Below are 15809 nucleotides of genomic sequence, written 5' to 3'. Positions count from 1 at the left end.
GTAGCAGGGAAGAGGCTGCGGCTCTTCGTTATCTGCGCCATGCACGTCCTGCACGTGTTTGCAACCTCTTCATCTTTGTTTATTCCAAACCCACGAGGATTTCTCAACACGGTAACTCTACCAGGTTATTAGGAATTAGAAAGAGGTGGTAAGGCGAGCTGTTGAGTTTTCTCGGTTTTATCGTTGGCCCAACCCGCCGAGAAAAGCAGAGAGAACTGAGAGGGGTCGGGTTGTTGTGCCAATTGAATACGAGCCGTGTAGAGGGTACCAGCCTGGGCGACACCTTGCTGTACCACCACTCTATCGCCCTGCGATGCAGGCAACCCAGGCTGCAGACGCACCAACGCAATCGTGAAGTGCAAGACTGCATCCTTCGATTCGGTTGCAGGCACCTGAAACTGCACCTCCAAATAGCCACCCTGTCCGTTCTCGTTGGCCTGCCAAACCACAGTAGGTTGCGGAAGCATCGGTTTCCGAACGGGATGAAGCCAACCGAAGAGCCTATCCGGCAGCCCCAAAGCGGCATGGCGTACGGGTGTGAACTGTAGCCCCGCCAGGAGCACAATAAGCACAAGAGCGGCGGCTGCAAGCACCTGTGGGCGCCAAAGCAGCTGCCAGCTGCCAAAAAGCTTGGGTTGTTGGCGTTGCAGAGGCTTTTCATCGAGTTTTGCAAGAATGCGCTCGTGAAGGGATGGAGGAGGTTCTACACTGGGCAGACGGTCAAGGTCGGCCCACACCTGTCGAAACCCCTGCATGCCCTCACGACAGGAGGGGCACTGCTGTAGGTGTGCCTCGAAAGCCGCCTGCAAGGCCTTATCCATATCTCCCGAAACATAGTCCGAAAATAGTTCTAAAGCATCTTGACATTGCATCTGTTTTACCCACCACGACGAGCTAATGAAGCCACATCTATTTAGTTTGATCCACTTTTTGGACGACGCCTCAGCAAGTTATGTTCCGCATGGCTAGAACGCCTCACGAATCGGCTCTAGCTTCTCCCGCAGGGCAAGACGTGCTCGGTTAAGGCGCGATTTTACTGTGCCAATGGGCAGTGAGAGCACCTCCGCGATCTCCTCATAGGAAAGCCCATCTACATGATAAAGCACAATCATGGCCCGCTGGTATTCAGGCAAACTTTCAATCGCTTTCTGTAAAAGCTCCTGACGCTGTTGTGCCTCTGCTAGCTCCTCCGGTCCTGGGGAGGGATCTTCGATCTGACGGGTTACTTGGCTCTCTTCTAACTCCACATACTCTTCCAGCGACAGGGTTTTTCGATTCTTTTGGCGCTTTCGGCGATCTAGATAGACGTTGGTGACGATGCGATAGAGCCAAGTCGAAAAGTTGGCGTCGCCTCGAAAACTATTGATCGCCTGATAGACGCGTAGAAAAGCCTCTACCGTGATATCGCCGGCCTCATCGTAATTGCCACATAAACGATAGGCCAAGTTATAGACGCGCTTTTCATGCATCCGCACCAAAGCATCGAAGGCGCGACGATCGCCTTCTTTGCTGCGCTCAATCAGTCGTTGTTCATCCGCGTCGGTCATCCTCTTCTCCGGCGCAAGGGTCTCAATAGGTTAGGGCTTCTTGCAGAGCGCGTGTCTCCTCGTCCGATAGAGGATGACTCGCACGTCCGTTCTGCACACGTTTGGCGTAGACGCGCACCTCGGCCCGGCTATAAACGCTTGTTAGCACATAGCCGTTGTTGTGCCCATCAAGCATAGCCAGCGAAAAGCTTTGCTCACCGCCGACGTTTTCAAAGGCATTATAGCGGACAAGGCCGTGCTTTTGAAAACATGCCGGTATCTGAGCCTGCAGCACCCCCACTGCCTGCTCCACCGCCTCGATACGCTGTTCCAAGCGCTCGATCTCGCAGACTTGGTGGGCCAGCATCTGCTCCAAACTGGCTCCATCGGGCCCTCGCAGAAACGCCTTTAACCTCTTATCCATACGTCGCACAGCGAGAAACGTAACCACAAAGCCCACAGCAAGCAGCGGAAAACCGATGAGAAGGGTGGGCATCAGCCATGACACCACGTTAGGTTGCAGCAGTGCGTGAAACACGTGTCTCCTTTCACTCCTCCTATTAAAAGTATTAGCGTTGGGGGGGACAACTCAAACCTCCATCGAGGCCAAGCAAGGGTATACTCTACAAGAGCTTTCGAGGAACTTCCATGTCGCCTTCCACACGCAGACAAGTCGTTTTTGTTGCCGTATTTCTTGTTATTGTACTTTTTTTCATGCTGACTTTCCGCCTAAGCATCGTAGACGGCGATTCGATGTTACCCACTTATCACAGTGGGCAGATCGTGCTGGTTTGGCGTCGTGGCCCGTTTTGCCCGCCCTTGCGCCGTAACGAGGTGGTGCTCGTGCGCCAGGCGCGCGAGGTTATCATCAAACGCATCGCTCGTCTGCCCGGCGAGCCCTTAGGACACTCCTTTCCGGACCTTCAAGCTCTTGCTTTTCGCAATGGTCTTGCCGATTACTACGAACAGCACATCGTCCAGACGTCGCACGGGCCTCAGGTAGAGCTAACGGTGCCTAAAGGCTATATCGTGGTGCTCGGCGACAATCTTGCCGTCTCTGAAGACAGTCGTGTTTTCGGCCCTGTTCCCGAAAAAGATGTGCTTGGAGTGGTGGTCAACAGTCCTCCGCCACCCTATACCTCCATAAGGCCTTAACCACCGAACAGGATTTGACATTCTAGCATGTTTTACTTGCTAATGACAAGAGGAGGAAACTATTTATGATTACTGGCTATTATGCTGTAGACTATCAGGTGCATTCGTTCCGCTCTCACGATGGCAGCGCCTCCATAGCCGAGCATTGCGAGCGTGCCGTAGCCATTGGCCTAGACGAGATAGGTTTTTCAGAACATAAGGATTTCGACCCCTGCGACCCCGTGGTGGACTACTTTCATTACGACGCCTATCTTAGAGAGATAGAGGCTGCACGCCAAGTATGGGGCGATCGGCTTCGTATTCGTGCGGGCGTAGAGATAGACTATCAAAAACGCTTTGAGGAGGAGATCGCAGCCTTTCTTGAAACCTATGCCTTCGACTTTGTGTTAGGCAGCGTCCATTATGTGGATGGTGTTCTGATCATGACCCCAGAGTACAACCGCGATCGAACGCAGCAGCAGGCCTACTCCGACTACTTTGCCGCAGTGATCGACTCGGTGCGCAGCGGCCTATTCGATGTAGTTGCCCATCTAGAGTACGCAAATCGGCGTGGCCTGGCTGCTTGGGGGCCTTACGATCCAGGGGCTTACCGTGATCTTCTTGAGGTCCTTTTTGAGGAGATGATCGCCCGTGGTGTAGCATTGGAGATCAATACCGCAGGTCTACATCATGGCCTAGGGACAACCTATCCGGTCGAGGCAACGGTGGCTCTCTATGCGCATAAAGGTGGGCGATATATCTCTATAGGCTCCGATGCCCACCACCCCGATCAACTTGCTCATGCCTATCCGCACGCTGTGGAGATGGCGTTGCGACAGGGCTTCACCGAAGTCTGCACGTGGGAGGGGCGACGCCGCCTTGCTAAACCGTTCTCCTCATAAGCGCCTCCTCTTGCAGTTTTTTCCGCTTCGTGCGTATAATGATAGCGGGCGCAACGGAGACCCCGTTGCGCCTTTGCTTATAAAAGTGAGGGCGCGACGATGCCACAGTTTGAACAGCTCAAAAAAGGGATGACGCGCGTGCGCGTACCCGCCAAAGACTCGTTGAGAGCCTACTTACTTCTCATGCAGCGCACCGGTGGAAGAATGCAGGTGCTGCCCAACGATGTTTACGTGCTTGACGAAAGCCAGATTCAGATACTGAAGGAGAACCAGATTCCTTACGAGGTCATAGCCGATAAATAGCCCGAAGGACTTAGGAATGAAGAGGCCTCTGTCCCTGAGGTCTTATCAGCCAGCAAGGCATAGAAGGAGAGGAGAGAGGGTTGAGCGCTGAAACGAAATATATTTTCGTTACCGGTGGAGTTGTGAGCGGCCTGGGGAAAGGCATCACCACCGCCAGCCTGGGGCGCCTCTTACGTAACCGAGGCTTCCGCATTACCTTTCAAAAGCTAGATCCCTACATCAATGTGGATGCCGACACCATGAACCCCTATCAGCATGGAGAGGCGTTTGTCACCGACGATGGAGCCGTTACCGATCTCGACCTCGGTCACTACGAGCGTTTTGTAGACATCTCCCTCACCCGTCGTGCCAGCGTTACCACAGGCAGCGTCTACAGCACGGTCATTGAGAAGGAGCGACGTGGCGACTATCTCGGTGCCACCGTGCAGATGATCCCTCACATCACCAACGAGATCAAAGAGCGCATTCGAAGCGCAGCCAAAGGCACCTCCGGCGAACCAGATGCCGACATCGTGATCGCTGAGGTGGGTGGCACGGTGGGCGATATTGAGGGACTGCCTTTTCTCGAGGCCATTCGCCAGTTCCGCAAAGATGTGGGGCCCCAAAACGTCATGTACATCCATGTAACCCTTATTCCGAGCGTAGGGCCTTGGGGCGAGGTAAAAACCAAACCCACACAGCATAGCGTTATGAAGCTGCGTGAGATCGGTCTACAGCCGGATGTGCTTATTTGTCGCACCCGTTTGCCCCTCTCTCAGGAGATGAAAAACAAAATCTCCCTTTTCTGTGATGTGGAGCCGGCCGCCGTGGTAGACGCAGTAGACGTTGACACCATTTACGAGGTTCCCCTTCTATTTGAAGAGGCCGGACTAGCCGATCTCGTCGTGAAGCGCCTTGGCCTGCCCGAAACGACCCCCGATTTGGCAGAATGGCGTGAAATTGTCTCTCGCATCAAACAGCCGCGCTACGAGGTGAACGTGGCCGTGGTTGGCAAATATGTGGAGAACGGCGACGCCTACATCTCCATTGCGGAGGCCTTAAAACATGCTGGTATCGCCAACGATGCCCGCGTCAACATCCACTGGGTAGATAGCGAAAAGTTGGAGCGCCAGCCGATAGAGCAGGTTATGGAGGGCATAGATGCCGTGCTTGTCGCCCCAGGCTTCGGTGCACGAGGTGTTGAAGGCAAGGTGATGGCTGCCCACTATGCGCGTACCAAGCCGCTGCCCTTCCTTGGCGTGTGTTACGGCATGCAGATGGCCGTTGTGGAGTTCGCTCGTAACATGTGTGGCCTTGCCGAAGCCCATAGCGAAGAGGTAAACCCTCGAACCCCGCACCCTGTCATCCACATTTTGCCCGATCAGAAAAATGTGCCGAATATGGGCAACTCCATGCGCCTCGGCAGCCATCGATGCCTGTTGGTATCCGGATCGATGGCCGAACGGCTCTATGGTGAATCGATTATCTATGAACGCCATCGCCATCGCTATGAACTGAATAACGACTACCGTGAGCTGTTGACGAAGCATGGGATGCTTTGCTCCGGCCTGTCGCCAGACTATCGCCTTGTGGAGATGGTGGAGATTCCCTCTCATCCCTATTTCATTGCCACCCAGTTTCATCCTGAATTTCAATCGAGGCCTAATCGGGCTCACCCGCTCTTTCGAGGACTTATTGCTGCCGCCCTCGAACATAACGGATTTCGAGCCTTTCGCGAGACCACAACCAAGACCATAGAGCGTCCTATGACGAGCCGGGGGGAGCTGACTCTGGACAACGAGGAGAAGAACATCGGCCTTGTGGAGAACGCACAAACGCTGGAGCTCTAACGCTAATGGCTGCTAAAAAACCGGCGACGCCTACCATCGTCGCTGCCCGACGAAAGACGCTGTATGCCATGTGCTTTGCCAGCATCCTCTTTGGGGTGCTCTGTCTACTGATTGGGAGTTACCTTCTTTCACTCGTTATTCCACCTCACGCGCGCTCGAAAGAAGACCTATTTACCCTCGCCATCGGTATAGGGATGCTCCTGTTCGGCCTTTGGCGTCTGGGGCTAGCGTTCTACTATCTGCGTGTTCTACGGAAAACGCGCTCTGCACCCTCCTCTTCTTCCCAACAACAAACGTGATACACTATCTCTTTTGAGGAGAATCTACTTATGCTGCCGCATCGTACAAGGTCCTTCATCTGCCTTCTATCTGGCCTGTTTCTCGTCGGATTGTCACGGATTACTGCCTATGCCCAATTTCAACGTGTTGGCGGTAACCCATTCGAGCCGCCCGCAGCCACCCTCCACTACGCCCGCAACCGTGACTATCATGTGGAGCATCTCCAACTTGTCTTCATTGTCCATCCTGATACCCACTCCGCCGAAGGTACCGTTACCCACACTCTCGCTCCTTTGCGAGATGGGCTATCCACCATCGTGCTTGATGCCGGGGCAAATCTCCAGATCAAGGATTGCACCCTAGATGGTGCCCCCGTTACGTTTGAACATAACGGCGATAAACTGATCCTGCATGCCCCTTCGCCTCTGCAGCGCGGGAAGTACGTGAAGGTAAGCGTACACTACATCATGCCTAGCGGCACAGTGGGGGGTGGTGCAAATGGAGTCGGTGGGTTCAAATGGATCGATCCGACCCCTTCCGACCCGCATCGCGCACCGGGGTTTTGGACGCAGGGAGAAACAGATACCAACAGGAACTGGGTACCCTGTTATGACTATCCTAATGACAAGTGTACTAGTGAAACCATCGTCACCGTGCCGGATACTTGGACGGTTATTGGGAATGGCCAGGAAGGTCCCGTAACGGAAGACAAAGCACATCACACTAAAACCTTCCGCTGGATCATGAATCAGCCTCATTCCACCTATCTCCTATCGCTTGTTGGGGGCGAATTAGATGTGTATCGCACCCACTGGGGAAAAACACCCCTGCTCTACGTAACGCCGAAAGGTCAAGGCGCACTCGCCCCCTACAGCTTCTCCGACACACCCGATATGCTCTCCTTCTATAGCCAACTGCTGGACTTCAAATATCCTTGGCCCAAATACGCCGAGGACGCTGTCTACGACTTCCCTGGCGGTATGGAGAACGTGAGCGCAACCACCTTAGGCAACATCGCTCTCACCGACCCTAGAGCTGGGCTGGTTCGTACCGACAGCCTCACCGCCCACGAGCTTGCTCATCAATGGTTCGGAGACACCGTCACCTGCAAGGACTGGGGCAACATCTGGTTAAACGAAGGATTTGCCACCTTTATGCAGATGCTCTATACCCGCCATCGCTTTGGCGAGGAAGAGTGGCAGGCCGATAAAGAGGGTGCCCTGCAAAGTTATCTGCGGGAAGCAAACCGCTATCTACGCCCTCTCTCTACAAAGCTCTACTCTAACCCGGACGTGCTCTTTGACTCCACGACCTACTCCAAGGGTGCTCTTGTTCTAGAGATGTTACGTGACCAGCTCGGCCAAGATAACCTCTTCCGCGGATTGCACCACTACCTCGAAGTCTACAAGTTTCGCCCCGTAGATAGCCATGACCTTATGGAGGCCATTACCGACGAGACCGGTATCAATGTAGAGCCCTTTTTCGACCAGTGGGTCTACAAGCCAGGACACCCTGTTCTGCAGATGAGTTGGCACTACGACCCGCAAAGCGCAACCGTGCAAATAACGGTGAAGCAGCTGCAAGATACCTCACGTGGAGTGCCCATTTTTCATATGCCGATCACTTTTGGGCTTATCTACCCTGATCGATCCTCTAGCGATCGCCTGCAGCGGGTCACAGAAAACTGCGACCAGGCCGAACAGGAGTTCTCCATTCCCGAAACGGCGGCGCCTGCGGCCGTGCTGCTCGATCCCGATCACGAGCTGATCAAACAGATGGAGACGCCGAAATGGTCGGAGGCCGAAGCCAAAGCTATTCTGCTCTATGCCCCCGACTATGTCGATCGTTTAGAGGCTGCGAGGCAGATCGTTGCGCAGCCAGGAGGGCTTACGGCAGAAAGAGAGCAACTGTTCATTCAAGCTTTGAAATCGGAACCGGCCTGGCGTGTTGCGAGCTTTTTACTGCGGCAACTAGGCAACCTCAAAGACCCCGCCCTGCGTTCCCTCTTCCTTCAACAAACCGAAAGCAAGCAGCCCGAACGCGTGGCTGCCGCTTTTGAAGCCCTGAGTCAGTTGCCCGCCGACGCTGCCACTTTAAACCTTCTTCATCGTGAAGCCATTAGCGATACAGCTCCCTATGTTGCCGTTGGAGGGGCCTTAAATGCGCTCGCTAAGCTCGCTCCCGCTCAAAACCTTGACGTTTTTCGGCATCAGATCGAGGCCAAAACGCCCCGCGATCAGCTGGCCTATATAGCGGTCAATGCGCTCGCTGAGGCTCACGTGGATGCAGCAGGCCCTCTGCTGTTGGAAGCGGCCGGTCCTAGCCACTTCTACTTCACGCGACTTGCAGCTATCCGCGCGCTCGGCCATCTCGACCGCAGTGATTCGTCCGTTAGCAAAGGATTAGCGAACCTGCTTTCCGACTCTAACCCACAGATTCAACAGAGCGTTATCGAGGCCTTGCAAGAGCGCGGCGATAAAAGCGTCACCCCCGTACTCCAGGCGTTTGAAACCCAAACGTCCGATCCAAAGCTAAAACAGGCTGCAGAAGACGCCATAGCCAATCTAAAACGAGGGGATTAGATCTATCTCATTCAGCGAGCCTATTGGTGGGTTCCCCACCGTCTCCTGGCAGGGAATCCAGGTTACCTTTATCCCGCGCACGCAGTCACCCCCTCCGCTGCCTGTGCGTGCCGTGCTCGCCTTTGTTTTTTCGGGAGGGCAAGCGCTCCTTGCCCGCATCCGCGGCAGAGGTTGGTGTGTGCCAAGCGGCCATGTTGAAGCTGGGGAGACGCCTGAAAACGCAATCCGACGCGAAATCCGCGAGGAGGTTGGCGCCAGCGTAGGCCATCTGCACCTACTAGGCCACTATCTGCTCACCCCGCCCCACGCTTCCCCCTATCTTGCTGCCGTCTACTACACATCGCTTTTATCCCAAGAGGCCATTCCAGAAGGCAGCGAATCGCAGGAGGCACGCCTGTTTCCTTTGGAGGCGTTTCCCACCCACTACTACTTTTGGGATCCGCTTGTGGAAGCCGTCTGTCAGTACGCCTTTCAGCAGGCGGCACAAAGCCCTCCCTGAACCACCATGCGCTTAAGACAATCGCTTCGCCTTTGTCGCTACCGACAGCTCTTTGTCCCTGCGGCAACTCCTCGTAGAGGAACACATAGCTTACAAGCGGAAGTATTATAGGAGGGATGGAAACGCAATTTTGAGGAGCATAATGCTACGCCGAAATCTTACCATAGCGCTTTTCGTGGTGCTGATAATCACTCTTTTCGCCTACTTAATGGGCGTGCATACGCCTCTAGCCATAGGGCCTAGCGACGGACCGGCGCCCATTGCCAAACGTTTCGCCCTCACGAACGCTAAACTGCCGCTACTGCCCCCGAATAAGCCGGTGCGCCTCGCCGACCTGAAGGGGAAGGTGGTGATTCTAGATTTTTGGGCAACCTGGTGCGGACCCTGCCGCATGAGCATGCCGGAACTGCAGAAGCTCTACACCAAATACGCCAACAAAGGCGTTGAGGTGATTGGTGTTTCGGAAGACACCTCTCTCGGACGCTCTCATTCCGAGCTTGTTCAGGCGGTCCAAGGTGTTGCCAAGCAGATAGGGGTTACCTATCCTCTTGCACTCGCCGTAGATAACCCTCAACTTGAAGCCCTATTTCCCCACACCGCCATTCCAGCGCTCTTTGTGCTTGATAAGCACGGACGAGCGGCCTATATGGAAAACGGCTTTGACCCAGTAAATAAACTTCAAGGTGTGGATCAGGCGGTAAGTGAACTGCTTCAAGAGAGATAGGGATCATGGAGAACCTCTCTCGTGCGGAGTCGTCGTTTGCATTAGCAGTCTAGTAGCTGTTGCTTATAGTCGTAGCCTTTGTCCGTGTTCTTGCCCTGCGTACTCCCCATACGCCTCCTAGCGCCAGCAGAAAACCCAAGCCAACAAGACTGTTTACCTCCGGAGTGGCGGAAGAGGTACCTAATCGCACGTCGTCAAGGTAGATGTAGCCACTGGTGTCTTGGAAGGCAAACTGTAGCACCGGGTTCGCGACTGTGGGTGTTACCTGATATTCGTAGATTTGGTAACCCGGCCCTAAATTTTGAAAGGAAGCCACACTGTTGCCGTCAAAACTAACATCGAGGCTATTCGGTAGGCTTCCATCGGTTGTAACCCAGAAACTAAGAAAGTAGCTTTGATTGGGGGTAACACTCAACGTTTGAGAAAGATAGCCGGTACCGTAGGTTGTTCCAAGCGCCGCACTATAGTTGCCTGTGTGAGGATCAGCACTACTCACTGTTGCTACGGTGGTATCTCCAGATAACGTCCAATCGGTGAAATCTCCGGTCTCAAAACCTCCGTTCTGCACGTAGTTTTGAGCCCGCACACCAGACAGACCGACAAGTCCCATCGTAAGGCAAAGAATACCTATTCTCAGATATCTGTTCATCCACGCTTCTCCCTCTTGTCATCGAACAGCTTCTTTTAAATTTTAACACGGTAGGCCGCCACGTTGAAATCGCAAAATTACCGAATTTATCGTGCCAGCCACCACTCTAACAGTTTCTGTGGCCGATAACCGTGCCACAGAATATCCTCAGGTTTCGCATCGCCAAGAGCCTTTTGGGGAATAAGGCCGATGATCTCGCTTTCAAGCGGTGCTGCTCCCAGCTTTCTAGCGGACTGTTTTACCCACTCAAATACGACGGGTAAGGGAGTTTTTTCTGGACAGGTGAGGTTCATGGAAAGCTGGGCTAGGCCCCGGCTAGGTAGAAACAGCCCCATGGCTCGCACGCCTTCGAGTTCAGGGACGTGTTCACGCTGCTGTCGAATCGTCCGTGCCAACTCGCGCGCTATGGCCGCATTGGCTGTGTTGAGCAGGATATTGTAGGCAATGAGGGGACCTCGTGCCCCTACAATAGCCACACCCGCCGTTGGATGCGGGTGAGAAGGGCCGAAGTCCGGGTCTAAAACGCTTTGGGCTATGTGCTCCCAACCGCCCTGTCGTAGCTTTGGCAGTGCGGTTTCGCGCCCTGGGCGTGCAGCCCATTCATAAAACAGCACGGGGATCTTAAGCTGTTCCGCCAGTTGCTTTCCTATCGTATGCGCGAGGGCAACGGCTTCTTCACGCCCTACCTTGCGCACCGGCACCACGGGCAACACATCCACAGCGCCCGTTCGAGGGTGCAGCCCCTGATGCCGACGCATATCAATATGCTTCACCGCCTCGGCAGCCGCAGCTAATGCGCCGGCCTCAATCTGTTGGGCGTCGCCCAAAAGAGACACCACGCTGCGATTATGATCGGGGTCAAGGCTCCAGTCGGCCACTACCGCACCGGCACGTTGTGCGGCGTTCGCAATCGCCTCAACAACCTCTCTTCTTCGTCCCTCACTGAAGTTGGGCACGCACTGAAAAACGGCCTCGCCAAGCAATACGCCCCTCGTTTCCCAAGTAGATTTCAACGCTGCAAGGCTCATTTTACCTCTAGCGACAAGCAAATTGGGCACTCTACCTTACGCTCACAGTAAGGTGACAAAGAGGGGACCCACCGAATCGTCCCCCCAACAAGGCCAAATCTAAAGGAAAGGAGCGTTGACCCGGTGCGCGACAAGCCCTGCGGTTCAGGGCGGGGAAGGATAGCGCGGACGGCGTAGCCGTCCTTGGGTTTTCCGTGGGGTGTTTGCTGCGGCTCGATGGAGTGGCGCACGATGCAGATCGGAGCGCCGCCACAGGAGGATGAGAGACGGCGACCACAACACGCCCCTCCAAGAGCGTTTCTGAATGGCGGGCCGCTCCTTGCGCAGCAGGCGGATGGAGACGCCTGTAAGGCTGTTCACGAGGTTGGAGACGGCCACTTCGGAAGGATCTTCCACCAACAGGTGAACGTGATCATCCTCCCCATCCATCTCGATTACTTGCGCCTCGAAGTCGGCGCAGACCTTGGCGAGGAGGGCGCCCAGCCGCGGGATGGCGTCGCCATCGAACACTCTGCGGCGGTATTTCCTCACTAAGACCAAAGGGACGTGCATCGTGAAAACGCCGTGCCCTCCGTGCCCAATCGCGTTGTCATCGCTCCTAGACCAAGAGGACAATTCCGGACAGGCAGCGCCTCAAGCCTTCAAAGCAGGGCGGCTTCCCGCGCTTCAAGAAGAGGGGCCAGCACGACAGCTTCCGCTACCCCGGTCCGAAACCGATCAAACTCGACCCGGCCAATAGCCGCCTCTTCCTGCCCAAGCTGGGCTGGCTGCGCTCCCGCAACCGTCGGGAAGTGCTGGGTACCGTGAAGAACCTCACCGTGAGCCACTCTTGCGCAAGTGGTTCATGTCGATCCAGACCGCCTATGCGCCGCTGGGCCGCTTGAAGCGGCCCGAGGTGGCCTTGCGCACAGCGCAGCAGACCATGAGCCGCAAGGTAAAGTTCAGCAACAATGGGAAGAAGGCGAAAGCCAGGGTCTCAAAGACTCATTCCCGCATCGCCAATGGGCGCCGCGACTTGCTGCAGAAGCCCTCGACCGCGATCCGCAAAAACCACGCAATGGTGTGTATCGAGGACTTGCAGGGACGAAAAAAGTCCAAGTTGGCGGCAGGCACAGCCGATGTGCCGGGAAGCAACGTTCGGGCCAAGTCGGGCCTGAACAAGTCCCTCCTCGACCAAGGCTGGTTCGCGTTCCGCCGCAGAACACCAGCCGCACCTGTCGGCCATGTCTCTGCGGACAACCGGCAGACACAAGCCAAGTTCGCTTGTGTGGAGTGTGGTTTCGAGGGAAACGCCGATGTGGTCGGCGCGGTCAACATCCTTTCTTGTGGGATGCGACTGTTGCGAGACGCAGGTCAGGACACGGGCGACGCTTCGCCCGGGAGGCCGCAGGGTTCCTGGGGTGTCAGCCCGGCTGTCCTGTGGTTTGAACCCTAATGGGGGTCGGAAGCAGGAACCCAAGGAAGCGACTCAGGGGAATACCATACCTGAGCGCCGTAGGAATCTCCGGCCTTCAGGCCGGGGAGGATGTCAAGAGTGGAATTTGAACGTATTATTTTATAATAATGCGTCTGGAACGGCCATGAACACAAAAACCTTTCGCACAGGACTGGTGTGGTTTCGTACGGGTCTCCGGCTTCACGACAACACCTGTCTCTTTGCCGCGCTCCAGGAAAACGAGCAGGTCTACGCGCTCTACGTGCTCGATGACACCTATCTGCGCGGGGCCGATATCGGTGCTGCCCGAGTCGCTTTCCTCTTCGATGCTCTTCACAAACTGCAAGCCGATATCGAATCCTACGGCGGGCAGCTGATCGTGCGACGCGTCAAACAGGCTCCGCAGCAAGAGGTTGTTGCCGTGGCAAAAGAGGTGGGGGCACGCGCCATCTATCTGAATCGAGACTATCTGCCCTATCCCATCCAACGCGATCGCCACGCAAAAGCCCTGGCCGAGGCGGAAGGCATCGCTTTTAAAACCTACCCAGACATTCTGCTTGTCGAGCCGGAACGCGTTAAAACAGAAACCGGCCTGCCTTATCAAGTATTTACGCCCTTCAAGCGTCGGTGGGAAAACCTCGTGAACGTGCCGGAGCGTTATTCCATAGAGCCCCTATTAGGGCGCCTTCGGGTGACACATCACGTCCGGAGTGCGGAGATTCCTTCCCTCGCCGAATACGGCCTTTCCCTTCGTCAACAGATCGAACCCGCGGGAGAGCGACGTGCCCTGCAGCGTCTTGAAGCGTTTGCTCGCAACGGACTTCCCGTCTATCATCAAAGACGCGATTTTGCCGCCGACCCCGATTCCACCTCCCGCCTCTCCATGCACATCAAATGGGGAACCATCTCCATTCGCGAATGCTACCGAACGGCTCGAAAAGTGGGCGGACCAGGGGCACAGAAATGGATAGATGAACTGGCCTGGCGCGAGTTTTATCATGCGGTGCTCTACTACTTCCCCCACGCTCTAACAGGGCCGATGCACCCCGAATACGATCGTCTGCCCTGGAGCGAGAACGAAGAGCACTTTCAAGCATGGAAAGCCGGCATGACCGGATATCCTTTTGTAGATGCCGGCATGCGCCAACTGAACCAAACCGGCTGGATGCACAATCGGTTACGGCAGGTGGTGGCCTCCTACCTCTGCAAAGATCTTCTGATTCACTGGCAAAAAGGCGAACGTTATTTCATGCAGATGCTCGTGGATGGCGATTGGCCTGCCAATAATGGGGGATGGCAGTGGGTTGCTGGCACGGGCACCGATCCGCGACGCGCCACGCGTATCTTCAATCCCGTCCTTCAGCAAGAGCGTTATGACTCACAAATGGAGTACATACGGCAGTGGGTTCCAGAGTTTGGCAGCGCTCAATATCCCCAAAAACCTATTGTCCCTCACGAAGAGGGCCGACAAAGATTTCTCAACGCTTTTAAAGCGATGATCGGACCAACACAATCCTCCACGATAGGTGAGCTTTTCTAAAAAAGAATCACTTTCAGTATGGTGGTACTGAATGGAACACAAAAAGGTAGATTCTATGTTATAATACAAATAGGATACGGTTAACTCACGTCTTCCTAAGACGCCGGTTTTTTTACCGAAGTGCGTTCGGAACGAACGATGCTGAGGTTACCGCGCTACGCCGCCAGCTCCCCAAAAGGAGCCATGTATATCCATCTCAAACAGGAGGCTAAGAGCCTAAAATGCAACAAACACAAAAAACTCATCGCCGAGCGTTTACGCTCATTGAACTTCTTGTAGTCATCGCAATAATTGCGATTTTAGCTGCAATTCTCTTTCCTGTCTTCGCACAGGCGCGAGCGCAGGCCAGGAAGGTTACGTGCCTGTCCAACGCCAAAGAGCTTGGCCTTGCGCTATCTATGTATGTGCAAGACTACGATGAGACGTTTCCACTCATCTTCACGCCGGTTTATACCTCCGACCCTTCTACCTTCGCCTGGAGTGGATCGGCAACTACGGTTAGCACAGCGGCATGGCAAAATCTGGTTCAGCCTTATATCAAAAACTGGGGGATTTTTATATGTCCCGAAGACTTTCTAAATCATGCCGACCCAGTGAATTACGTTGACCCCTTCCTGAACTACGGTATTCCACCTCTCTCCCAAATAGATGGCAATCCCAATTGGGGCGATACGTATTATGGTAACACAACTGATTTCAGTGTCCACGTAGCTTGGCAAGGTCTAGCAGGGGCTTTTCCAGACAATGGATGGTCGCCTTCAAGTATTACCCCCACACCTAGCTCAAAACTCGCCGCCATCTCTTCCGCAGCGGATATGACCCTCGTTAGTGACGCCTCAGCAGCGGATTGGTGGGGAGCAACTTTCGGTCCCGGCCCGTGGGATTCGGACTTCTTCCATTACTGTGTTACTTGGTTTCCCGCCTACCAAACTCAACGTTTCGGCCCGATAGGGCGACACCTCCAGCAGAACAAAACCTCCTGCAGCTATTTGCGGTTGAGCGGAGGGCAAATTGTCGTCACTTTTGTGGATGGACATTCGAAGAGCATGCCCATTATGAACTATTTCACGAAAGTGAAAACGAGTTCAGGTCAGCTTGTGTACAAATACCTTTGGCCAACGGGAATGTAATCTATGTTTTTCATGAACAACAAACGAAAAGGCGTAGTCGCAGTTAGCCTACTGCTTGTTATCCTAACGGGATGCAGTGGGCAGTCTAAGCCCTCGGCAGACAACCCAAACGCCAAGATGAACGCACTGCGGACACGTCCAAGCTTGACCGGAGGGGCTTCAACCACCTCTTCATCGAGCTCTCCCATTAAGCCCTCTAAGTAGCGTAAAAGCGGTGTCCTATCGAGAATCGGAGACCTACTTGAAGGT

General features: G+C 54.7%; 15 protein-coding genes and 2 pseudogenes. 11 read left to right on the top strand and 6 right to left on the bottom strand.

The genetic code is table 11. The annotated features are described in order from the left end of the window. Positions 1–128: 128 nt before the first annotated feature. The 3 genes from CCALI_RS09880 to CCALI_RS09870 all read right to left on the bottom strand — a co-directional run bounded on the left by CCALI_RS09880 (position 129) and on the right by CCALI_RS09870 (position 2064). Complete coding sequence (locus CCALI_RS09880; RefSeq protein ID WP_016483341.1) at positions 129–872, bottom strand: zf-HC2 domain-containing protein; 744 nt, start codon at positions 870–872, stop codon at positions 129–131. Between the two features lie 93 nt (positions 873–965). Next, a complete protein-coding gene (locus CCALI_RS09875; protein WP_016483340.1) occupies positions 966–1547 on the bottom strand; it encodes a sigma-70 family RNA polymerase sigma factor in 582 nt (193 codons plus the stop codon). 22 nt (positions 1548–1569) lie between these two features. Then, positions 1570–2064: a DUF4446 family protein gene (locus CCALI_RS09870; RefSeq protein ID WP_016483339.1), complete on the bottom strand. Its 495-nt coding sequence runs from the start codon at positions 2062–2064 to the stop codon at positions 1570–1572. Between the two features lie 110 nt (positions 2065–2174). Here CCALI_RS09870 and lepB point away from each other — a divergent pair, with 110 nt between their 5' ends. The 8 genes from lepB to CCALI_RS09830 all read left to right on the top strand — a co-directional run bounded on the left by lepB (position 2175) and on the right by CCALI_RS09830 (position 9778). Continuing rightward, a complete protein-coding gene (gene lepB, locus CCALI_RS15285) occupies positions 2175–2681 on the top strand; it encodes a signal peptidase I (RefSeq protein ID WP_016483338.1) in 507 nt (168 codons plus the stop codon). A 65-nt stretch (positions 2682–2746) separates the two neighbouring features. After that, positions 2747–3562: a histidinol-phosphatase gene (locus CCALI_RS09860; RefSeq protein WP_016483337.1), complete on the top strand. Its 816-nt coding sequence runs from the start codon at positions 2747–2749 to the stop codon at positions 3560–3562. A gap of 99 nt (positions 3563–3661) precedes the next feature. Next, the gene (locus tag CCALI_RS09855; RefSeq protein ID WP_016483336.1) at positions 3662–3865 is read left to right on the top strand and encodes a hypothetical protein; all 204 of its coding nucleotides are present in this window, start codon (positions 3662–3664) and stop codon (positions 3863–3865) included. An 80-nt stretch (positions 3866–3945) separates the two neighbouring features. Then, positions 3946–5694, top strand: a complete 1749-nt coding sequence (gene pyrG, locus CCALI_RS09850; protein WP_016483335.1) for a CTP synthase — start codon at positions 3946–3948, stop codon at positions 5692–5694. A gap of 5 nt (positions 5695–5699) precedes the next feature. Then, complete coding sequence (locus CCALI_RS09845) at positions 5700–5993, top strand: hypothetical protein (protein ID WP_016483334.1); 294 nt, start codon at positions 5700–5702, stop codon at positions 5991–5993. A 30-nt stretch (positions 5994–6023) separates the two neighbouring features. After that, a complete protein-coding gene (locus CCALI_RS09840) occupies positions 6024–8555 on the top strand; it encodes a M1 family aminopeptidase (protein WP_016483333.1) in 2532 nt (843 codons plus the stop codon). 103 nt (positions 8556–8658) lie between these two features. Continuing rightward, positions 8659–9054, top strand: a complete 396-nt coding sequence (locus tag CCALI_RS15280) for an NUDIX hydrolase (protein WP_016483332.1) — start codon at positions 8659–8661, stop codon at positions 9052–9054. 142 nt (positions 9055–9196) lie between these two features. Continuing rightward, on the top strand, positions 9197–9778 hold the full coding sequence (locus CCALI_RS09830) for a TlpA disulfide reductase family protein (RefSeq protein WP_016483331.1): 582 nt from the start codon (positions 9197–9199) through the stop codon (positions 9776–9778). A gap of 49 nt (positions 9779–9827) precedes the next feature. Here CCALI_RS09830 and CCALI_RS09825 read toward each other — a convergent pair whose 3' ends face one another. The 3 genes and pseudogenes from CCALI_RS09825 to tnpA all read right to left on the bottom strand — a co-directional run. Further along, positions 9828–10427, bottom strand: a complete 600-nt coding sequence (locus CCALI_RS09825; RefSeq protein WP_016483330.1) for a carbohydrate binding domain-containing protein — start codon at positions 10425–10427, stop codon at positions 9828–9830. Between the two features lie 86 nt (positions 10428–10513). After that, the gene (ftcD, locus tag CCALI_RS09820) at positions 10514–11440 is read right to left on the bottom strand and encodes a glutamate formimidoyltransferase (protein ID WP_172636649.1); all 927 of its coding nucleotides are present in this window, start codon (positions 11438–11440) and stop codon (positions 10514–10516) included. Positions 11441–11649: 209 nt separating this feature from the next. After that, positions 11650–12007, bottom strand: a pseudogene (tnpA, locus tag CCALI_RS15795) (IS200/IS605 family transposase); the annotation flags it as partial. 89 nt (positions 12008–12096) lie between these two features. Between tnpA and CCALI_RS09810 the strand changes: the two are divergent. The 3 genes and pseudogenes from CCALI_RS09810 to CCALI_RS15270 form a co-directional block, all read left to right on the top strand. After that, positions 12097–12890: pseudogene (locus tag CCALI_RS09810) on the top strand (RNA-guided endonuclease InsQ/TnpB family protein); the annotation flags it as partial. Between the two features lie 145 nt (positions 12891–13035). Next, a complete protein-coding gene (locus CCALI_RS09805; protein ID WP_016483327.1) occupies positions 13036–14430 on the top strand; it encodes a cryptochrome/photolyase family protein in 1395 nt (464 codons plus the stop codon). A 221-nt stretch (positions 14431–14651) separates the two neighbouring features. Beyond that, positions 14652–15560 (top strand): prepilin-type N-terminal cleavage/methylation domain-containing protein, encoded by a 909-nt coding sequence (locus tag CCALI_RS15270; RefSeq protein WP_016483326.1) that lies wholly within the window; start codon positions 14652–14654, stop codon positions 15558–15560. Positions 15561–15809 lie beyond the last annotated feature (249 nt).

Source organism: Chthonomonas calidirosea T49, from assembly GCF_000427095.1.
Classification (GTDB): domain Bacteria; phylum Armatimonadota; class Chthonomonadetes; order Chthonomonadales; family Chthonomonadaceae; genus Chthonomonas; species Chthonomonas calidirosea.
Note: the sequence above shows the minus strand (reverse complement) of the source record. Positions and strands in the feature narration are given on the sequence as shown.